Raw genomic sequence first — 19,521 nt, forward strand, 5'->3', positions numbered from 1 at the left:
CTCTCGTTTAGCAGTGCCTGGAAGTCCTGAAGTGGGTGATTAGCTCAGTTGGTAGAGCATCTCCTTTACACGGAGGGGGTCGGCGGTTCGAGCCCGTCATCACCCACCACTTCTGCGGGTCGTTAGCTCAGTTGGTAGAGCAGTTGACTTTTAATCAATTGGTCGCAGGTTCGAATCCTGCACGACCCACCAATTCAGAAAAAAGCGCCTTTGGGCGCTTTTTTCGTTTCTGCGCCACCCAACTCTGACTTTATCTTCTTGCAGGCATAGTTTACCGAGTCGTGAAGGATGAAGAGCCGTAGAGGTTCGAGCATCGCGCAGCGATACGACAACGCGCAGCGTTGCCCGCAGGGTGAGGCCAAAGGCCGAATCAATCCTGCACGACCCACCAATTCAGAGAAAAGCGCCTTTTGGCGCTTTTTTCGTTTCTGCCGCACTCACCTCCACTTTCTCCTTATTCTCACTATTCACCACGCGCTGAGATACGAATGGTTATCATTTTGCCGGCTTGGATGGTAAATTAGCGGGCATCCACCACGCAGCCAATCCGCCGCCGGATTGATAAGCCTTAGTTCAAGGAAAGAAAGAGCCCGCTCATGACCCTATCCTTACGCCAGCTGTTCATTGCATTTATCGCCACTTCCAGCCTGCTGCTCAGCGGCTGCGGCCCGGACGACCAGAGCGACGGGCAGAAACCGTCCGCCCCCGCTGCCGACAGCAGTTGGCCGCGCACCATCGACAGCGTCAAAGGGAAATTCACGCTGGAAAAACCGCCGCAGCGCATCGTGTCCACCAGCGTCACCATCACCGGCACGCTGCTGGCTATCGACGCCCCGGTGGTCGCCAGCGCCGCCACCAGCCCAAATCCCCTGGTGGCCGATAAGCAAGGCTTCTTTACCCAGTGGAGCGAAGTGGCCAAACAGCGCCACGTCGAACGGCTGTACCAGGTGGAGCCCAATGCCGAAGCCGTCGCCGCCGCCGCACCGGATTTGATCGTCGTCGCCGCCACCGGCGGTGATTCGGCGTTGAAGCTGTATGACCAGCTGTCCGCCATTGCGCCGACGCTGGTGCTCGACTATGGCGACAAGAGCTGGCAGCAGCTGGCCAGCGAGCTCGGCGAGATCACCGGCCATGAAGCCGGCGCCAAACAGGCGGAGGATCGTTTCGAACAGCGCGTGGAGCAAGTGAAGCAGGCGATCGCGCTGCCGCCGCAGCCGACCACTCCGCTGGTGTATGCCGACAACGGCCGCGAGGCCATGCTGTGGACGCCGGGTTCCGCCCAGGGCAAGCTGCTGACGCAGCTCGGCTTCCAGCTGGCCACCCCGCCGGAAAGCGCCAAAGGCAACACCAGCATGGGTAAACGCCATGACATCATCCAGATCTCCGGCGAAAAGATGGCCGAGGGCCTGAACGGCAAAACGCTGATCCTGTTCGCCACCAACGAGCGCAAAGTGCAAGAGGTGCTGACCAACCCGTTCCTCAAACATCTGGAGCCGGTGGAACAGCGGCACGTCTATGCCGTCGGCAACGACACCTTCCGCCTCGATTACTACAGCGCCACCAACATGCTGAACCAAATCGAACGGCTGTTCAAAAAGCCCTGAACCACGCCGTCGGCGGGTCAGCCTCCTGCCGACGTTTGCCATAAACAGGCCAACCGTTCACATTCAATCAATTGAAATATCAATAGTTATTAACATCGTCAACGCACCTGCGCCACCAACCGGCGGGTGCATGCGGGCGTAAACTCGTGCTACTATTGGCACCCCGCATGAACGCAAATAACAATGAGAATAAAAATCATACAGGAGTTACCGGTGTGAACGTACCCACTCCGACTGAGCGGACGCTTTCGTCCGCACCGCACGCAGCTTACGCCAGTGGCTTCAAACGCATCGCCGGGTTCGGTATCGGCTTGGCGCTGTTGCTGCTGTGTATCATTGCCAGCCTGATGCTGGGTTCCAAAGCCATCCCCTTCCACACCGTCTGGCTCAGCCTGCAGGGCGCCGCGAGCGGTTCCGACAGCACCATCATTCTCAACGCCCGGGTGCCCCGTACGCTGGCGGGCATCTTGGCCGGCATGGCGCTCGGCGCCGCCGGCGCGCTGATTCAGGCCTTGACGCGCAATCCGTTGGCCGATCCCGGCGTGCTCGGCATCAACGCCGGCGCCAGCTTCGCCGTGGTCATCGGCATCATGTTTTTCGGCGCCGCCACCACCGAAAGCTATATGGCCTACGCCTTTGTCGGTGCCGCCCTCACCACTCTGCTGGTCTACCTGATCGGCACGCTGGCGGGCGGGCGCATCAACCCGGTGCGGCTGACCCTGGCCGGCGTGGCGATCGGCGCGGTGCTGCTCGGCATCACCACCGGGCTGTCGCTGATCGATCCGCAAACCTTCGATCAACTGCGCTTCTGGCAGGCCGGCACGCTGGATATCCGCACGCTGTCCACGCTGCCGGTCACCGCCCCCGCCATTTTGCTCGGCTGCCTGCTGACGCTGCTCATCGCCCGGCCGCTGAATACCATCGGCATGGGGGAAGATCTGGCTATCGCGCTCGGCGCGCGCGTGGTGCTGACTCAGGTCATCGCGGTGATCGCCATCACGCTGCTGTGCGGCGCGGCAACCGCCACCGTCGGCCCAATTAGCTTTATCGGCCTGATGGTGCCGCACATCGCCCGCTGGTGGGTCGGCCCCGACCAGCGCTGGATCCTGCCCTACTCCATGCTGCTGGCGCCGATTTTACTGCTGTGCGCCGACGTGGTCGGCCGTCTGCTGGCGGCCGGTGAGCTGCGGGTTTCCATCGTGGCGGCCTTCATCGGCGCGCCGGTGCTGATCTGGCTGGTGCGCCGCAAGAAAACGCTGGGGGGGCTGTGATGAGTCTGCCCCACACGTTGCATATCGGCCGCCCGGACGGCGTCATCAACTGGCGCATGCCGCTGCGCCTGCTGCTGGTCAACCTTTCGCTGCTGGCGTTGTGCCTGGCGATGGCCGTTGCCGCGCTGTGCTACGGCACGCTGCAGCTCTCGCTGGAGCAGGTCTTTGCCGCGCTCAGCGGCGAGGCGCCGAAAAATCTGGTCACCGTGGTTACCCAATGGCGCTTGCCGCGTATCGCCATGGCGCTGCTGTTAGGCGCCGCGCTCGGCATGAGCGGCGCCATTTTCCAGTCGATTATCCGCAACCCGCTCGGCAGCCCGGACGTGATTGGCTTTAACATGGGGGCTTACACCGGCGCGCTGATCGCCATCACCCTGTTCAACGGCGGCTATTACTACATCGCCGGCGGCGCGCTGGCCGGCGGCATTCTCGCCGCGCTGGCCATCTACCTGCTGGCCTGGCGGCAAGGCATCGCCGGCTTCCGGCTGATCATCGTCGGCATCGCCATCAGCGCGGTATTGGTCTCCACCAATACCTGGCTGATCATCACCGCCTCGCTGGAGCGCGCCATGGACGCCGCCATGTGGCAGGCCGGTTCGCTCAACGGCATGACCTGGCAGAAAGCCCAACCCGCCACGGCGTTCATCGTGCTGGCGGCCGCGGCCGCGCTGCTGATGAGCAAACGGCTGAAGCTGCTGGAAATGGGCGACGATACGGCGCGCGCGCTGGGCGTGAACGCCGAAGGCAGCCGGCTGTGGCTGATGCTGTTCGGCGTCACCCTCACCGCCGCCGTCACCGCCACCGCCGGGCCGATTTCCTTTATCGCGCTGGCGGCGCCGCAGATCGCCCGCCGCCTGGCCGGCCAATCCTCGGTCACCCTGACGTCCTCGGCGCTGATGGGTGCGGCGCTGCTGCTCGGCGCCGACGTAGTGTCCCAACATCTTTTCGCACCGATCCAACTGCCGGTCGGGGTCGTGACCGTCTGCATCGGCGGCCTGTACCTGATTTGGCTGCTCATCCGTGAGGCCCGCAGATAATGAAGAATGACAATGCCATGAGCCACCGCCTGCACGCCTCGCATCTGAAGCTGGGCTACGACAATAAAATCATCGCTGACGATCTGAGCGTGGCGATCCCCGACGGCGCCTTCACGGTGATCGTCGGGCCGAACGCCTGCGGCAAATCGACGCTGCTGCGCGCCCTGTGCCGCCTGCTGAAACCCAGCGCCGGCGAGGTGATGCTGGACGGCAAGAACATCAGCAGCTTCGCCACCAAGGCGCTGGCGCGCGAGCTTGGGCTGCTGCCGCAAACCTCGATCGCACCGGACAGCATTACCGTGGCGGATCTGGTGTCGCGCGGCCGCTACCCGCACCAGAGCCTGCTGAAACAGTGGACGCAAGCCGACAAACAGGCGGTGGAAGCCGCCATGGCGGCCACCAACGTCGGCCAGCTGGCGGACCGCAGCGTCGACGAGCTGTCCGGCGGGCAGCGCCAGCGCGTCTGGGTGGCGATGGCGTTGGCGCAGCAAACGCCGCTGCTGCTGCTGGATGAACCGACCACCTATCTGGACATCGCGCATCAGATCGAGCTGCTGGATCTGTTCCGCCAGCTCAACCGCGAGCACGGCCAAACCCTCATCGCGGTGCTGCACGATCTCAACCACGCCTGCCGCTATGCCGATCACATCATCGCTATGCGCGACGGCAAGATCATGGCGGAGGGGAAACCGGCGGAGATCATCACCGCCGAGCTGGTGGAACGGGTATTCGGCATGCCGTGCATGATCATCGACGATCCGCTGTCCCACACGCCGCTGGTGATCCCGCGCGGCCGCTACCACTGCGACACGCCGCAGGCATGAAAAAGGCCGGGTTAGCCCGGCCTTCGTTTATCCATGACTAGGGAGCCAACAGCGCCCGCAATCCGTCGAGCAAACCGCCGCGCCAGCAGACGGCATCATGCCCGCCGGCGAACACGCGATAATCGACCCGATGCCCCGCCTCCACCAGCGCCCGATGCATTTGGCGATTGACCTGATGAATATCCCTCTCCCCTTCACCGGCTTCCTGAAAGACGCGCAGCGGCGTCGCGGCGCACAAGCCCCGCCGCACCTGTTCAGTCAACCAGCCGACGTCGGCGTCATACTCCTCAGCCGGGTTAATCATCGCTTCAATATGCGGCCACCAGAAAGAACCCGACTGGGTCAATACGCAGCCGAAACGCTGCGGCCAATGCAACCCGGCATACAACGCCGCCAACCCGCCGTAACTCTGCCCCGCCACCACCGTGCGCTGCGGATCGTCGCTGTAAGGCGCACGCTCCGCCACCTGCGGCAGCAGCTCCTCTTGCACCGCCCGCCAGAAAGCCGCATTGCAGGCCAATTCTTCCGCACGCCGCGCCATGTCTATCACGTCGATAAACAGATAAAGCGCCGACGGCAGCCTTCCGTTAAGCGTCTCGGCGTCCAGTGCGGAAAAAATCGGTATGCCATGCAGCCAAAATTGCCCGTCCAGCAGTACGACTAACGGGCGGTCTTCCCCTGCGCCGGTGGCGTACAGCCAGATGTTGCGTCGGTTAGCCAATCGTTCGCTGTGCCAAAAGAAGTGCTGCAAACGCCCAGACGCGGCGGGCAATGCTTGCCCGGCGTCCAACGCCCGCCACGCTGATTGATCCGGCGCCGCCGGCAAATGTATCGCAGACAACGGGAAGCCGCGGCTGCTGCAGTGCGGCGCCACCGGATTGAGCGGATCATGGCGCATCAACGGAAACAACGAACACCACCACTGACGCTGCTGCTGCCGACGCTGAGCCGCATCGCCGGTAAAAGCGGGCGGCAGTTGCGCCGTCTCAATGGGTATAAAACTGTAACTGCCTCGCCAATCTTCGCGAACAGTGAACTGCCACCACCAAATATCGCTACCCGGCCGGCGTTCCAGACTCTGTGGCGAAGGGCTGTGATGGTCGGTCACGCAGTTGATATCGACATACACCTTTTTAATCGGCGAGCGCCGTTCATCGCCCCACGGGTCGCGCCAGAAAAAGGTAACGCGCACCTGCGCTGCGGGCAGCGATTCGACGAGCGGCGTTCCCAACTCCGCGACCTGACGCCACCAATCTTTTCCGCCGAGATCGGGCCTTTGCAGCAGGTTGAGCACCAGGCCATCGGCATGAAGCGAATGCATTTTTCCTTTTTCCCCTGTTCACCGCACCCGGCGTTTTTTGTTTTCTTGAATAATGCAAATGGTATTGAGAATCATTTGTATTTTCAATAAAATGTAACCAATTATAAATCAACGCGCCTGAGGTCAACAAGGCCACTTCGAAGCGTGGCTCTGCAAAACGGTAAGCGATTCGTCCACCGTTCATTATGGCAAGGAACTGCGCAGCCCTTCTCGGCGGCGCCAAATGAAAAAAGACAGCAATAGCTTGATATAAAATTGTTTTTTAAGGGATGAAAAATGTCAGAACACCCCCAAAATACCGCCAATCAACCTCTGCGTCACCCAGTCGCCAAGCTCTTGCTGACCTCAGCCATGCTGCTGGCGCCGGGCGTACAGGCCGGAACCGACAACGTTGAGCGTGATATCACCGTCGTCGCCGGCGCACAGGAAAACGTCACCGCGCCGCTGCAGGGCATCGTCGCCAAAGAAAGCGCGGCGGGAACCAAAAGCGCCGCGCCGTTGGTAAAAACGCCGCAGGCCATCACCGTCGTCACCCGCGATCAAATGGATCAGCAGGATGCGGCTTCCGTCGCTCAGGCGCTGCGATACTCCAGCGGCGTCGTGGCGGAATACCGCGGCACCTCTAACCGCAGCGACGAAGTGATCGTACGCGGCTTTCGTTACGCCCCAAAATATCTGGACGGCCTGAGCTATCAAAGCGGCCAGATCGACCCCTGGCTGCTTGAACGCGTTGAGGTGGTGCGCGGCCCGGCTTCTGTGCTGTACGGCCAGGCCAACCCGGGTGGGCTGGTGGCGATGACCAGCAAGCGGCCCGTCGCCCAGGCTATTCGCAAACTGCAATTGAGCGCGGGCAACCTGCATCAAGGAGAGGCCGCTTTCGACTTCGGCGGCGCATTGGACGAAGATGCCAAACTGCTGTATCGCCTTAACGGCATCGCCGGCACCAAAGAGACCGGCATCAAAGATCACAAGGAAAAACGCTTCGCCATCGCACCGGCGCTGACCTATATCGCCAATGAAGACACGACGTTCACCCTGTTGACCAGCTATCAAAAGGAACCGGAGAACGGCTACCGCAACTTCCTGCCGACCTCCGGCGTGGCGATCAAAAGCAGCGCCGGCTATCTGCCGTATGATTTCAACGTCAGCGATCCCGGTTTCAACCAGGCTCGCCGCGAACAAACCTCGTTCGGCTATATCTTCGAGCACTATATTAACGACGTTTTCTCTTTCCAGCAGAACATGCGTTACACCACGGTGGATGAACGTTACAAATATCTGGTGTTCATGTCGCAAGCCAAAAACAGCACGCTGCTGCAGCGCCGTCCGCAAAAAGATATCGTCAAATCCCATGAGCTGGGGTTGGATAACCAACTGAAAGCGCAATTCAGCACCGGCGACGTCGAGCACAGCGTGTTGACCGGCCTTGACTACAAGTGGAGCAAGGTCAATACCCAAAACTGGCGCGGCGACAGCGCGGGCTATTTCCTCGACTGGACTCGGCCGGTTTACGGCATGCCGGTCAACGAAAGCGCATTGCCGAAGGTCACCGATAACCGCAAGGTGCTGGACCAACTCGGCGTTTATCTGCAGGATCAGATGAGCTACGGCGGTTGGAATTTGTTGTTGTCGCTGCGCAACGACTGGACCGAGCTGCGCACTCAGGACATGTTGAGATCCAGCGACAGTCAGCAAAACGACACCAAGCTGACTGGCCGCAGCGGCCTGCTGTACGCCTTTGACAACGGCATTGCCCCGTACATCAGCTACAGCACATCGTTTGAACCCAACCTCGATACCGGCGCGCCGGGCACCGATCCGTTCAAGCCCACCACCGGTGAACAAACCGAAATCGGCGTGAAATTCCAGCCGAAGAACAGCAACACGCTGATGACGCTGGCGTTGTTCGATCTGACGCAGAAAAACGTCAGCTCCACCAACCCGGTAACCAAATACAAGGAGCAGATCGGCAAAGTGCGTTCCAAGGGGCTGGAAGCCGAAGTGCATTCACAGCTCACCCCGGCCATCGCGCTCATGGCGGCCTACACCTATACCGACATCGTTACCAAAGAAACCTATGTCGACGATCAGCGCGGCAAGACGCTGGTGATGGTGCCGACGCACGCCGCCTCCGCCTGGGGAACCTACAGCTTCCTGCAAGGGCCGCTGAAAGGCTTCTCCACCGGCGCTGGGGTACGTTACAACGGCGCCAGCCAAGGCGATGCGACCAACACCTACAAAGTGCCGGCCTTTACGCTGTATGACTGGATGGCGCGCTACGAATTGGCAGAAGTGGCTCCGAGCCTGGCAGGCGCCGCGCTGCAGGTTAACGTCAACAACCTGACCGACAAGCATTACGTTTCGTCCTGCGGCGGCGTGGACGCCTGTTTCTACGGCAGCGGCCGCACCGTCACCGCCACGGTCAGCTACAGCTGGTAAAACCTTTGGGCGCCGCATTGCCGCGGCGCCCTGCTTTATTTCTCCAGCGATACCTGCTTGAAGATGTGTTTGCCGAACGGGTCTATCTCGTAGCCTTTCACTTCCTTGCGCACCGGTTCGAAGATGGTCGAGTGCGCGATCATCAGCGCCGGCATCTGATCGTGCATCATCACCTGCGCCTGCTGGTACATCGCCACCCGCTTGGCGCGATCGTTCTCCTCGCGCGCCTGCAGGATCAGCTGGTCGAACGGTTTATAGCACCATTTCGCCGAGTTCGAACCACCGAGCGAAGCGCAGGTGAACAGCGGCCCGAAGAAGTTGTCCGGATCGCCGTTGGCGGTGGTCCAGCCCATCAGCGCGGTCTGATGCTCGCCGTTTTTAATCCGCTGCAAATATTCGCCCCACTCGAAGGTGACGATTTTGGCGCGCACGCCGATTTTGGCCCAGTCGGCCTGGATCATCTCCGCCATGCGCTTGGCGTTGGGGTTATAGGGCCGCTGCACCGGCATCGCCCACAGATCGATGTCGAACCCCTGCCCCAGCCCAGCCTCCTGCAACAGCTGCTTCGCCCGCTCCGGCGAATACGGGTAATCTTCAAGCTGCGCGTTGCTGCCCCACTGGGTCGGCGGCAGCAGATTCTTGGCCGGCTGGCCGGCGCCGTGGAACACCGCCTCGATGATCGCCGGCTTGTTGACCGCCAGCGCCAACGCCTGGCGCACCTTGACGTTATCCAACGGTTTCTTCTGGGTGTTGAACGCCAGGAAGCCGATATTCAAGCCGGATTTTTCCATCACCTGAAGGTTGCCGTCCTGCCGCATGCGCGCCAGATCCGCCGGATTGGGGAACGGCATCACCTGACACTCGTTCTTTTGCAGCTTGGCATAACGCACCGTCGCATCCGGCGTGATCGAAAACACCAGCCGGTCGATCTTCGGTTTGCCTTCCCAGTAACGATCGAACGCCTTGTAGAGGATTTTCGCGTCTTTCTGATACTGCATCAGCTGGAACGGCCCGGTGCCGATCGGATCGTTATCTACCCGCTGCGGCGTACCGGCCTTCAGCATCGCGTCGGCATATTCCGCCGAAAAAATGGTGGCGAAGTACATGCCCAGATCGGCGACGAACGGCGCCTCGGCGCGGGAGAGCTCAAAGCGCACGGTGTTGTCGTCCACCTTGACGATCCGGTCGATCAGCGTGCCGAACTCCATCGACTCGAAGTTGGTGTAGGCACCGTTGGAGACCTTGTGATACGGGTTGTTGGCGTCCTTTTGCCGCATAAACGAGAAGATGACGTCATCGGCGTTGAAATCGCGGGTGGGCGTGAAATATTTATTGCTCTGGAATGCCACGCCCTTGCGCAGGTGGAAGGTATAGCGTTTGCCGTCCTCGCTCACCTCCCAGCTTTCCGCCAGGCTGGGTTGCAGCTCGACGGTGCCGGGTTTGAAGTCCACCAGCCGGTTGTAGATCGCCGCCGAACTGGCGTCCACCGTGGTGCCGGAGGTGAACAGCTGCGGGTTGAAGCCTTCCGGCGAGCCTTCGGAACAGTAGACCAGCGTATTGGCCCGCGCGCCGCCGGCAATCGCCAACGCCAGCAGCCCGATCGTTATTGCTTTTCTTTTCATTGCGCTATCCCCAGTGGTGAAAAAACAGCCCAACGGTTAGCAATAAATCATGCGGTTAGCGATGTAAAGGACAAATTCCGCGCATAAAAACGGGCAGGCGCGCATGCGGCCTGCCCGGTGAAACGGCGCGAGGATGATGAAATTAAATCATCTGGCTGAAGTTCATCTGCGCCATCAGCTTATAGTTGTCGGCGTAGTCGACCGGAATGGCCACCACCACCGGCCCCTGGATCGCCATCGCCTTGCGCAGCATCGGCCGCAGATCGTCCACCGACTGCACGGCGAAACCGACCGCGCCGCAGGATTCCGCGTAGGCCTTGAAGTCGATCGGCCCAAACTCCACGCCGGATTTGCGTTGGTATTTGTTCACTTCCTGCATCTCCACCATGTTGTAGGCGTTATCGACCCAGATGACGTGCACGATGTTGTTTCTCAGCCGCACCGCGGTCTCCAGCTCCATGCTCGACTGCATGAACCCGCCGTCGCCGGAGATAGACACCACTTTATCGCCAGGGCGCACCAGCGCCGCGCCGATGGCCCACGGCAACGCCACCCCCATGGTTTGCTGGCCGTTGGAGATCAACAGCTGACGGGCGCGGAAGCTGTACAGGTAGCGGGCGATCCAGATGTGGAAGCTGCCCATGTCCACGCACAGGGTTACGTCGTCGCTGACGATGTCCTGCAGCTCCTTGACGATGCGCAGCGGGTGGATCGGCATGCCGCCGCGGCGGGCGGCGCGCTCCGCCAGTTCCGTGCGCTGGCGGCCGAGATCGGTGAGGATCAGCTCCACCTCCGGCGGCACGCAGACCGCCTCAGTGAACGTTTCGGTCATCATGTTCAGCGTGGCGCTGATGTTGCCCACCAGCTCGACGTCCGGCCGATAGCAGGTGTCGATATCCGCCGGCAGCACGTCGATGTGCACCAGTTTCAGCCGCCCGTGGCTGTTCCACATGCAGGGATCGTATTCGATCGGATCATAGCCGACGCTGACCACCAGATCGGCCTTCTGCAACAGCTGATCGGCCGGCTGGTTGTTGAACAGGCCGACGCGGCCGGCGAAACGGGCGAAGTGGTTGACGTCGATCACCCCCGCCGCCTGATAGGTGCCGACCACCGGCATATGGGTGCGGTACAGCAGATGGCGCACCGCCTCGCTGTTCTCCGGCCGGCTGGCCTGCAGGCCGAGCAGCAATACCGGGCATTTGGCCTGGCGGATCAGTTTCACCGCCGCCTGAATGTCGTCCGCCGCGGCGGCCCCCATGCGCGGCAAGCGGCAGCCGGCCAGCACCGGCGCGCTCACCGGTTCATTGACGATATCCATCGGCAAGCTGACGAACGACGCCCCCGGCCGGCCGAACTCGGCGCGGCGAAAGGCGTTGGCGATCACTTCGGAAATCGCCGAACCGGCATGCACTTCGGCGCAATACTTGGTCACCGGCCGGAACATGCTGACGGTATCCATGCTCTGGTGCGTCTGCTTCAGGCTGTCGGCGCGCTTCACCGCCCCGCCGAAGGCCACCACCGCGTCCCCTTCCGAAGTGGCGGTGGCCAGCCCGGTTATCAGGTTGGAGCTGCCCGGCCCGGAGGTAACCAGCGCCACCCCGGCTTTGCCGGTCAGGCGGCCGACCGCCGCCGCCATAAAGGCCGCGTTGGCCTCATGCCGCACCACCACCGTTTCAATCGATGGCGCGTCCTCCAGCGAGTCGAACACCCGATCGATCTTGGCGCCCGGAATGCCGAAAACGTGTTTGACGCCCTGCGCTTCCAGGTTTTTCACCACCAAATCGGCGCCGCATTGCCAGTCATTGCCTGTTTTTTCCTGTGCCATGGTTCCACCTCCTAAGAAAACGATCGCCGGGGTTAGCCCTCGGCGGAACGAATCGCGCGATCCAAATCCTCTGGACAGAGGTTGGCGCGCAAGAAATCCGCATCATGCGGCAACTGAAGATTGAGACGCGTGATGACGCCGAACTGCAGACGGCCATGATCGAGCTGGTAGTCCAGCACGTGGCCGCCGCCGCTGCGGTCGTCGGTAACGAAGTGTTCGTGATAGCCGGCCACGCCGATGCCCTGCATGTAATCTGGCGAGCGGAAGCCGACCAGCGTGCCGCGCCGCTGATGGAACGAGAAGGTCGGCTGCTCTTCTATCGCCTCCAGCATCGGGCGGTAGGGCCGCTCCTGGCGCGGCACGGTGCGGGTTTCCACGTGGCTGAACTCACCGTCGACCCGCACCGCGCAAAACAGGTTCGGCGAAGCGACCTGCTCGTCGATGCACTGGTGCAGCTGCGCCTTGGTGATCGGCCGGTCGAACTGCTGGCTGACGCTGGGCTGGAAAAAGGTGACGACGGCGAAGGGGGTTTGCTGTTGCAGGCCGGCCGGCCGGGCGCTGCCGTCGGCGCGCAGCTGGTGTATTTCCTGGTCGAAAGCGATCAGTTCGCCGTCCAGGTGATTGAAGGTGCCGAGGCCGAAATCGCCGTGCTTGAGCAGCTCGGCAATAGTTGTTTCACCCTCGTAGACCCCGTCGATGAGCGCGCTCATCAGCGAGATTTGATAGATTTCGCCCTCCCCGGCGTTGATCGACTGCCTGGCAAAACCCTGCGCCAAATGGCGCGCACAGGCACACCCGTGTTTTTCGTTCATGACTGACTCCTCCACCAGCGCGAAACCGCGGTTCCGCGCGTTCAAAAGACCCACCGACGGTGAGCCAAGATGCCCCCCAAGGCGCGTTCATCAGTTGGAACGATTCAGCCTGAGGCGACAAAAAAACCGGCACGGCTGGCCGGCCGATAACCAGGCATCAGATCAGAATGAGATAAAGTAAAGGCTTACTAATCATTAAGACTGAACCGGTTATCAAATTGAACGGTTAATCTGGTGTTGGAGCGGCAATCAACTCCGCAGGCGGCTCACGCGGCCTGGGAAAAACATCTGCTATTTGGTGCTAAGCGCCGCGAGGTTTATGCGTTTTCTCTCTATGCGGCCGGGATGGGACGGCGCCGAAGCCCGTCGTCAACCCGCAGCCAGAGTAGCCGCCGCGCCGCCGGCAGAGAAGCGGGTATTCATAAGAAACGCTTTTGCATATAATGCAAAAATGAATGACGCCCGCTATGTAGAACATCTGCCAATTTTTCTCGACGTCGCCCGCCTGGGCAGCTTTTCCGCAGCTGCGCGCCGGCTGGGCATGGTGCCCTCCTCGCTGGTGCGCCACATCGATGCCCTGGAAAGCGCGCTCGGCGCCGCGCTGTTCGTGCGCTCCACCCGTGGCCTGCTGCTGACCGACGCCGGCGAACTGCTGCTGACGCGCGCCGCCGCGCTGATGACGGACATCACCGGCCTTCGCGCCGAGCTGAGCGCGCTGAACGAAACGCCGCAGGGCACGCTGCGCATCAGCTGCCTGCCAACCTTCGGCAAAACCTATGTGCTGCCGCTGCTGCCGACGCTGGCGGAACGCTACCCGCAGCTGTCGGTCGACCTCGATCTGACCGAACGCCAGACCGATCCGACGCAGGAGCGGCTCGACGCCGCCCTCCGCATCGGCGAACAGAAGGACAGCGCGCTGTATGCCAGCCGCATCGCCACCCAACGCTGGGTAATGTGCGCCAGCCCCGCCTACGTCGCCCGCTATGGCCTGCCGGCCGATCTGGAAGCGCTGCCGCAGCATCGGCTGATCGCCCGCTACCACAAGCAGCAGCCGGCCTGCTGGGCGCAGATCCTCGACGCGGCGCTGATGAACCGCTGCACCATGGCGCTGCGCTGCGACGACTTCACCGCGCAGCGCCAGGCGGCGCTGCTCGGGCTCGGCATCGCCTTTCTACCCAACTGGGTGGTGGGGCCTGACGTGCAGCACGGGCAACTGGTGCAGATACTGGAAGATCCGCGCCATGAGCAGCAAGGCATCTATCTGCTGCGCCCAATGGCGAAGGTGTCCGCCCGGCTGGCGGCCTTCACCGCCCTGCTGCAGCAAACCCTCGGTCAGCCGCCCAACTGGGGGTAAAGCGGCGTTACCCGGCCGCGCAGCGCCGGGTTGTCACTCTCGTCTTTCAGTTCGACGCCGGTCAGCCGGCGCTGGAACGCCTGCTCCAGCAGCCAGGCCAATTTGAACGCCGCCTGCGGGTAATCCAGCCCCTCGGGGCGCACGTTGGAGATGCAATTGCGCTCGGCGTCCGTTCTGCGCGCGTTCGGCCCCCAGGTCATATAGACACCCAGGCTGTCCGGCGACGACAGCCCCGGCCGTTCGCCAATCAGCACCGCCACCGCCCGGGCTTGCAGGCATTCGCCGATCTCATCCCCCAGCGCCACCCGCGCCTGATGCGCCAGCACCACCGGCGCAACGGTCAGCCCCAGCGTATCGAGATAGGGCCGCAGCGCCTGCAGCAGCGGCAGCGCCTGGCGGTGCACCGCCTTGGAGGAGAGGCCGTCCGCCACTATCAGCAGCAGATCGACGCGGCGCGATGGCGAACCGAGCAGCAGGCTGCGGCTATCCGACGCCAACCGCCGCCCCAGATCCGGCCGGCGCAGATAGGCGGCGCGGTCGGCGGCCTGGCTGTGCACCGCCAGCGTGGGCCAACCGGCATCGTGCAGATCCGCCGCCAGCCGCTCGCTGTCGAAAGGCTGATGCACCGCGTCGCGCGCCTGGGCATGAGCCAGGCCGAAGCGCAGCAGTTCGTCGGTCGGCAGGCTGGCGCCGGTGCGCCCCAGCGCGATGCGCGCATCGGTAAAGGCGCGCAGCGCGTCCCAGCTGTTGACGTGAACCGGTTTGCTCATGTGCGTTCTCCCTGCAGCGCCAGCAACAGCGGATGATTGGCGGCGGCATCGCGCAGCCGCCCGCGTTCGTCGGTAATGTTCATCGCCGCCAGCCAGGCGGCGAACTCTGGTGCGTGCTTCAGCCCCAGCAGCTCGCGGATATAGAGCGCGTCATGGAACGACGTGCTTTGGTAGTTGAGCATGATGTCGTCCGCGCCCGGCACGCCGATCAGGAACGTCAACCCGGCGGCGGCCAACAGCGTCAGCAGCGTGTCCATGTCGTCCTGATCGGCTTCGGCATGGTTGGTGTAGCAGACGTCGCAGCCCAGCGGCAGCCCGAGCAGCTTGCCGCAGAAGTGGTCCTCCAGCCCGGCGCGGATAATTTGCTTGCCGTCATACAGGTATTCGGGGCCGATAAACCCTACCACGGTGTTGATCAGCAGCGGCGAGAAATGGCGCGCCACCGCATAGGCGCGCGCCTCGCAGGTTTGCTGATCGACGCCGTGATGGGCGTTGGCCGACAGGCAACTGCCCTGCCCGGTTTCGAAATACATCACGTTGTCGCCCAGCGTGCCGCGCCTGAGGCTCAGCGCCGCCTGCTGCGCTTCCTCCAGCAGCGCCAGATTAATGCCGAAGCCGCGATTGGCCGCTTCGGTACCGGCGATCGACTGAAACACCAGATCCACCGGCGCGCCGCGCTCTATCAGCCGCAGCGTGTTGGTCACGTGGGTCAGCACGCAGGATTGGGTGGGAATGGCAAAGCGCTGGATCACGTCGTCCAGCATGTAGTTGAGCTTTTCCAGCAGCGGCAGGCTGTCGCTGGCCGGATTGATGCCGACCACCGCGTCGCCGCTGCCGTACAACAGGCCGTCCAGCATGCTGGCGGCGATACCCTGCAGGCTGTCGGTCGGGTGATTGGGCTGCAGCCGCACGCTGAGGTGGCCCGGCAGGCCAATCGTATTGCGAAAGCGCGTCACCACCCGGCACTTCTTGGCCACCAAAATCAGATCCTGATTGCGCATGATCTTGCTCACCGCCGCCGCCATCTCCGGCGTGATGCCGGCCGCCACCTGCGCCAGCATGGCGCTGTCCGCCTGCTCGCTCAACAGCCAGTCGCGAAAATCGCCGACCGTGAGGTGCGAGATGGGCTCGAAGGCGGCGGCATCGTGGCCGTCGATAATCAGGCGTGTCACCTCGTCCTGTTCGTAGGGCACCAGCGCCTGCTGCAGGAACGTCTTGAGCGGCAAGTCTGCCAGCGCGAGGCGCGCCGCCATGCGCTCTTCGGCGCTGTGCGCCGCCACCTCCGCCAGATAATCGCCGGAACGCGCCGGCGAAGCCTTCGCCATCAGCTGAGGCAGATCGCCGAAGCGATAGCCGCGTTGGCCCACCGTTGCCTGATACATAGCCCCCCTCCCTTGCCCCGAGTGACGAGATAAAAGCCCTACACCAAGTGTAGTCAGTGAGAGAAGAAAATTAATTTGCCTGCGATCGCCGTCATCGCGCTTCCCGCCATTTCACCCGCCGCCGCTTCGGGTTACAGTAGCCGCGAAAACAGGAGGGGTGATGGATCCGCAACGGCAAATTATCGACTGGCTGCAACAAGATGACGCGCGCATGGCCGCCCTGCGCACCGTGCGCCGGCTCGGCCTGAATGACTGGTGCCTCGGCGCCGGCTTCGTACGCAATCTGGTGTGGGATCGGCGCCACGGCTATGTGGAGCCCACGCCGCTCAACGATATCGACGTGATCCACTTCGATGCAGAGCGTGCGGACGCCGAGCGCGATCGCATGCTGGAGGCGCGGCTGCAGCAATGGCTGCCGCAGCCGTGGTCGGTCAAGAATCAGGCGCGCATGCATCTGCGCGGCGGCCGGGCGCCTTACCGCAACAGCGAAGAGGCCATCAGCTTCTGGACCGAAGTGGAAACGGCGATCGGCGCGCGCCTGAACGCCGACGACAGCCTCACGCTGGTTGCTCCCTTCGGGCTCGCGGCGCTGTTCGGCGACACCATCACCTTCAACGTGAAAAACGGCGATCGCGCTGCCTATGCCCAGCGGGTGCTCGACAAAGGCTGGCTGCAGCGCTGGCCGCACCTGCGGGAGGTAAAGATTTAGCCGCCGCTGCCGATACCCTGAACAGCGATATACCGACTCAGGGAGAGCATCCATGTCGACCAGCATCACCATGATCGTACCGATCAAAAATACCGTTCCCGGCGTCAGCAACGTCTTCAGCGCGCCGGGCCATCAGGGCGAATTGCTGATGGCCAAACCGGTCAACAACCAGCCGGAAGGCGGCAAGGCGAAGAAAAGCGAAGGCGCCAACGGCAATGACGAACCGGCAAATCTCAACGAAAGCCGCGCCTCGGCACGCATCAAGGCGCTGAACCGGCAGATTCAGGCTCTGCAGCAAAAGCTGGTGGAGCTGAAGGACTCCAGCGCCGATCCCAAAGAGATCGAGAAGCAGAAACAGCTGATCGAAGCGCAGATCAAGATGCTGCAGGCCGAAATCGCGCGCATCCAGAAAGAAGAAATGGAAAAGCAGCAGCAGGAGCAAATGGAAAAAGCCGCGGCGCAAGCCGGCGACGGCGTAAACCGCCCGACGCCGCTCAACGCGGTGGACGTCTATATCTGAGTCAATATTCCGCGTTTTCCTGCCGGCGCTGGTGCAGCAGCGCCGCCTGCTGACGCGCGACCTGCCAGATGGCCTCCGCCGCCGGCGTCAGCGAGCGATTTTTACGCCGCACCAGCATCAGCGCGCGATTGATCTCCGGCACCAGCCGCCGCACCCGGAGCCGCCCCCCTTCCGGCAGCGGCAGCGCCAACGCCGGGAAGATGCTGATGCCAATCCCCTCCGCCACCATCGGGAACAGCGTGGCCGGATGGCCGATTTCCTGCACCACCTGCGCCTCGACGCCCTGCTGCCTCAGCGCGCTGTCGATCAACGGCCGGCTGCCCGACGCGTAATCCTGCAACACCAGGCGGCAGCCGTTTAACGCCGACCAACGCACCTCTTGCTGCGCAGCAAACGGGTGGTCGTCGCGGCACAGCAGCAGGAACGGTTCATGCAGCACCGCTTCGCACTCCAGATCCACCGCCTGCACCGGATCGACCACGATGCCGAAATCCACCTCGGCGTTGCGCACGCTGTGCAGTACCTGCTGCTGCGCCTGATCGCGCAGCATGATGCGGATCTCCGGGTATTCGCGTTCGCCGGCGGCGATGCACTGCGGCATCAGATGGGCGGAAATGGTCTGGCTGGTCGCCACCCGCACCGTACCGCTGCGCTGTACGCCAAAGCTGCGCGCATCCAGCAACGCGGCCTGCAGTTCGTCCAGCAGCCGTTCGACCCGGTTGGCCAGCCGCAGGCCGGCATCGGTCAACACCACTTCACGCGTGGTGCGATCCAGCAGGCGCACGCCGACCTCCGCCTCCAGCTCTTTCACGCTGTGGCTGACCGCCGATTGCGTCAGGCCGATCGCCTCGCCGGCGCGGCTGAAGCTGCCGTGGCGGGCGACAGCGACGAACACCCGCAGCTGTTTGAGTGAGTAATTCATGTGTTTTATTCATATATAAATTAAATAAATCAATTTAATTATTATATGCCCACGCGGGAGAATAGCCCCATCGATTTTCTACCCGAGCGCATCGCCATGAGATTCCTGCCCGATCGTTTTACCCTGACGCTGATCGCCACCGTGCTGCTGGCTTCTTTCCTGCCGGCGCGCGGCGAGTTCGTCGGCTGGCTCAACGTCCTGACCATCGCCGCCATCGCCCTGCTGTTCTTCATGCACGGCGCCAAGCTGTCGCGCGAGGCCATCCTGGCCGGCAGCAATAACTGGCGGCTGCATCTGTGGGTGATGTTCAGCACCTTCATCATTTTTCCGGCGCTGGGGATGCTGTTCGCCTGGTGGGCGCCGATCGACGTCAGCCCCGAGCTGTACGCCGGTTTCATCTACCTGTGCATCCTGCCCGCCACCGTGCAATCGGCCATCGCCTTCACCTCGCTGGCGGGCGGCAACGTGGCGGCGGCGGTGTGCAGCGCCTCCGCCTCCAGCCTGCTGGGGATCTTCGTGTCGCCGCTGTTGGTTGGCCTGCTGATGAACGTGCACGGCGATACCGGCAGCCTGCGGCAGGTGGGCTCGATCGTGCTGCAACTGCTGGTGCCGTTCGTCGCCGGCCACCTGCTGCGGCCGCTGATCGGCGGCTGGATCGAGCGCCATCGCCCGCTGATCGGTAAAACCGACCAGACCTCGATTCTGCTGGTGGTGTACGCAGCCTTCAGCGAGGCGGTGACGCACGGCATCTGGCATCAGGTGGGGCTCGGTTCGCTGGCGTTTATCGTCGGCGGCAGCATCGTGCTGCTGGCGATCGTGCTGGTGGTGAACACCTATATGGCGCGCTGGCTGGGGTTCAGCAAGGCGGACGAGATCACCATCGTGTTCTGCGGTTCGAAGAAAAGCCTGGCGAACGGCATTCCGATGGCCAATATCCTGTTCCCGGCGGCGACGGTGGGGATCATGGTGTTGCCGCTGATGGTGTTCCATCAGGTGCAGCTGATGACCTGTGCGGTGCTGGCGAAAAGGTATCAGCGCAAGCAGCGGGCGCAACAGGCGGTGCCCAACGCCAACGCGCAGGCCTCGCGCGGGTAAAAAAAGACGGG

General features: G+C 62.6%; 16 protein-coding genes, 2 tRNA genes and 1 other RNA gene. 12 read left to right on the forward strand and 7 right to left on the reverse strand.

Annotated features, from left to right (window positions below; all coding sequences use genetic code 11):
• Positions 1–33 precede the first annotated feature (33 nt).
• The 7 genes from SSARUM2_RS17585 (at position 34) to SSARUM2_RS17615 (ending at position 4,736) form a co-directional block, all read left to right on the forward strand.
• Positions 34–109: transfer RNA gene (locus SSARUM2_RS17585), tRNA-Val, on the forward strand.
• Between the two features lie 7 nt (positions 110–116).
• Positions 117–192, forward strand: a tRNA-Lys gene (locus SSARUM2_RS17590).
• Positions 193–267: 75 nt separating this feature from the next.
• Positions 268–391, forward strand: a non-coding RNA gene (locus SSARUM2_RS17595) — RtT sRNA.
• 205 nt (positions 392–596) lie between these two features.
• Positions 597–1,604 carry a Fe2+-enterobactin ABC transporter substrate-binding protein gene (gene fepB / locus SSARUM2_RS17600; RefSeq protein ID WP_033649828.1) on the forward strand — a complete coding sequence of 336 codons (1,008 nt, stop codon included), beginning with the start codon at positions 597–599 and terminating at the stop codon, positions 1,602–1,604.
• A 215-nt stretch (positions 1,605–1,819) separates the two neighbouring features.
• On the forward strand, positions 1,820–2,875 hold the full coding sequence (gene fepD / locus SSARUM2_RS17605) for a Fe(3+)-siderophore ABC transporter permease (RefSeq protein ID WP_033635435.1): 1,056 nt from the start codon (positions 1,820–1,822) through the stop codon (positions 2,873–2,875).
• Positions 2,875–3,912, forward strand: coding sequence for an iron-enterobactin ABC transporter permease (gene fepG, locus SSARUM2_RS17610; protein ID WP_060452504.1), 1,038 nt, complete (start codon positions 2,875–2,877; stop codon positions 3,910–3,912). The genes fepD and fepG overlap by 1 nt, the downstream gene beginning before the upstream one ends.
• Entirely contained in the window at positions 3,912–4,736 is an 825-nt protein-coding gene (locus SSARUM2_RS17615) for an ABC transporter ATP-binding protein (RefSeq protein ID WP_225369082.1), read from the forward strand. The genes fepG and SSARUM2_RS17615 overlap by 1 nt, the downstream gene beginning before the upstream one ends.
• A 37-nt stretch (positions 4,737–4,773) precedes the next feature.
• On the opposite strand, the gene fes is transcribed toward SSARUM2_RS17615, so the two are convergent.
• Complete coding sequence (gene fes / locus SSARUM2_RS17620; protein WP_049213199.1) at positions 4,774–6,057, reverse strand: enterochelin esterase; 1,284 nt, start codon at positions 6,055–6,057, stop codon at positions 4,774–4,776.
• A 276-nt stretch (positions 6,058–6,333) separates the two neighbouring features.
• Here fes and SSARUM2_RS17625 point away from each other — a divergent pair, with 276 nt between their 5' ends.
• Positions 6,334–8,496 carry a TonB-dependent siderophore receptor gene (locus tag SSARUM2_RS17625; protein WP_060430752.1) on the forward strand — a complete coding sequence of 721 codons (2,163 nt, stop codon included), beginning with the start codon at positions 6,334–6,336 and terminating at the stop codon, positions 8,494–8,496.
• Between the two features lie 35 nt (positions 8,497–8,531).
• On the opposite strand, the gene SSARUM2_RS17630 is transcribed toward SSARUM2_RS17625, so the two are convergent.
• From SSARUM2_RS17630 to budA, 3 genes are all read right to left on the reverse strand, one after another.
• Positions 8,532–10,118 (reverse strand): ABC transporter substrate-binding protein, encoded by a 1,587-nt coding sequence (locus SSARUM2_RS17630; RefSeq protein ID WP_060452503.1) that lies wholly within the window; start codon positions 10,116–10,118, stop codon positions 8,532–8,534.
• Positions 10,119–10,260: 142 nt separating this feature from the next.
• On the reverse strand, positions 10,261–11,946 hold the full coding sequence (gene alsS, locus SSARUM2_RS17635) for an acetolactate synthase AlsS (RefSeq protein WP_060424414.1): 1,686 nt from the start codon (positions 11,944–11,946) through the stop codon (positions 10,261–10,263).
• 32 nt (positions 11,947–11,978) lie between these two features.
• Complete coding sequence (gene budA, locus SSARUM2_RS17640) at positions 11,979–12,758, reverse strand: acetolactate decarboxylase (RefSeq protein WP_033635443.1); 780 nt, start codon at positions 12,756–12,758, stop codon at positions 11,979–11,981.
• A gap of 451 nt (positions 12,759–13,209) precedes the next feature.
• On the opposite strand from budA, the gene SSARUM2_RS17645 reads away from it, so the two are divergent.
• On the forward strand, positions 13,210–14,112 hold the full coding sequence (locus SSARUM2_RS17645) for a LysR family transcriptional regulator (protein WP_060452502.1): 903 nt from the start codon (positions 13,210–13,212) through the stop codon (positions 14,110–14,112).
• Here SSARUM2_RS17645 and eutC read toward each other — a convergent pair.
• Complete coding sequence (eutC, locus tag SSARUM2_RS17650; protein WP_033654983.1) at positions 14,091–14,882, reverse strand: ethanolamine ammonia-lyase subunit EutC; 792 nt, start codon at positions 14,880–14,882, stop codon at positions 14,091–14,093. The two genes, SSARUM2_RS17645 and eutC, sit on opposite strands and share 22 nt — an antisense overlap.
• Entirely contained in the window at positions 14,879–16,264 is a 1,386-nt protein-coding gene (locus tag SSARUM2_RS17655) for an ethanolamine ammonia-lyase subunit EutB (RefSeq protein ID WP_060452501.1), read from the reverse strand. The genes eutC and SSARUM2_RS17655 overlap by 4 nt, the downstream gene beginning before the upstream one ends.
• Positions 16,265–16,424: 160 nt before the next feature.
• Between SSARUM2_RS17655 and SSARUM2_RS17660 the strand changes: the two genes are divergently transcribed.
• Both SSARUM2_RS17660 and SSARUM2_RS17665 read left to right on the forward strand, forming a co-directional pair.
• Positions 16,425–16,973 (forward strand): nucleotidyltransferase family protein, encoded by a 549-nt coding sequence (locus SSARUM2_RS17660; RefSeq protein WP_060452500.1) that lies wholly within the window; start codon positions 16,425–16,427, stop codon positions 16,971–16,973.
• A 52-nt stretch (positions 16,974–17,025) separates the two neighbouring features.
• Positions 17,026–17,493 (forward strand): FlxA-like family protein, encoded by a 468-nt coding sequence (locus SSARUM2_RS17665; protein WP_033649835.1) that lies wholly within the window; start codon positions 17,026–17,028, stop codon positions 17,491–17,493.
• Position 17,494: 1 nt separating this feature from the next.
• On the opposite strand, the gene SSARUM2_RS17670 is transcribed toward SSARUM2_RS17665, so the two are convergent.
• Positions 17,495–18,415: a LysR family transcriptional regulator gene (locus SSARUM2_RS17670; protein ID WP_033654986.1), complete on the reverse strand. Its 921-nt coding sequence runs from the start codon at positions 18,413–18,415 to the stop codon at positions 17,495–17,497.
• 96 nt (positions 18,416–18,511) lie between these two features.
• On the opposite strand from SSARUM2_RS17670, the gene SSARUM2_RS17675 reads away from it, so the two are divergent.
• Positions 18,512–19,510 (forward strand): bile acid:sodium symporter family protein, encoded by a 999-nt coding sequence (locus SSARUM2_RS17675; protein WP_041036174.1) that lies wholly within the window; start codon positions 18,512–18,514, stop codon positions 19,508–19,510.
• The last annotated feature ends 11 nt before the right edge of the window (positions 19,511–19,521 follow it).

The sequence above is a fragment of the Serratia sp. K-E0102 genome (assembly GCF_029962625.1).
GTDB lineage: Bacteria > Pseudomonadota > Gammaproteobacteria > Enterobacterales > Enterobacteriaceae > Serratia > Serratia sarumanii.

Excerpts from the sequence above, each read along its gene's own strand:
- fepB (WP_033649828.1), top strand. The coding sequence starts at position 597 with ATGACCCTATCCTTACGCCAGCTGTTCATTGCATTTATCGCCACTTCC.
- eutC (WP_033654983.1), bottom strand. The coding sequence starts at position 14,882 with ATGAGCAAACCGGTTCACGTCAACAGCTGGGACGCGCTGCGCGCCTTT.
- fepG (WP_060452504.1), top strand. The coding sequence starts at position 2,875 with ATGAGTCTGCCCCACACGTTGCATATCGGCCGCCCGGACGGCGTCATC.
- SSARUM2_RS17630 (WP_060452503.1), bottom strand. The coding sequence starts at position 10,118 with ATGAAAAGAAAAGCAATAACGATCGGGCTGCTGGCGTTGGCGATTGCC.
- SSARUM2_RS17670 (WP_033654986.1), bottom strand. The coding sequence starts at position 18,415 with ATGAATTACTCACTCAAACAGCTGCGGGTGTTCGTCGCTGTCGCCCGC.
- SSARUM2_RS17625 (WP_060430752.1), top strand. The coding sequence starts at position 6,334 with ATGTCAGAACACCCCCAAAATACCGCCAATCAACCTCTGCGTCACCCA.
- alsS (WP_060424414.1), bottom strand. The coding sequence starts at position 11,946 with ATGGCACAGGAAAAAACAGGCAATGACTGGCAATGCGGCGCCGATTTG.
- fes (WP_049213199.1), bottom strand. The coding sequence starts at position 6,057 with ATGCATTCGCTTCATGCCGATGGCCTGGTGCTCAACCTGCTGCAAAGG.
- budA (WP_033635443.1), bottom strand. The coding sequence starts at position 12,758 with ATGAACGAAAAACACGGGTGTGCCTGTGCGCGCCATTTGGCGCAGGGT.
- SSARUM2_RS17660 (WP_060452500.1), top strand. The coding sequence starts at position 16,425 with ATGGATCCGCAACGGCAAATTATCGACTGGCTGCAACAAGATGACGCG.
- SSARUM2_RS17645 (WP_060452502.1), top strand. The coding sequence starts at position 13,210 with ATGAATGACGCCCGCTATGTAGAACATCTGCCAATTTTTCTCGACGTC.
- SSARUM2_RS17675 (WP_041036174.1), top strand. The coding sequence starts at position 18,512 with ATGAGATTCCTGCCCGATCGTTTTACCCTGACGCTGATCGCCACCGTG.
- SSARUM2_RS17665 (WP_033649835.1), top strand. The coding sequence starts at position 17,026 with ATGTCGACCAGCATCACCATGATCGTACCGATCAAAAATACCGTTCCC.
- SSARUM2_RS17615 (WP_225369082.1), top strand. The coding sequence starts at position 3,912 with ATGAAGAATGACAATGCCATGAGCCACCGCCTGCACGCCTCGCATCTG.
- SSARUM2_RS17655 (WP_060452501.1), bottom strand. The coding sequence starts at position 16,264 with ATGTATCAGGCAACGGTGGGCCAACGCGGCTATCGCTTCGGCGATCTG.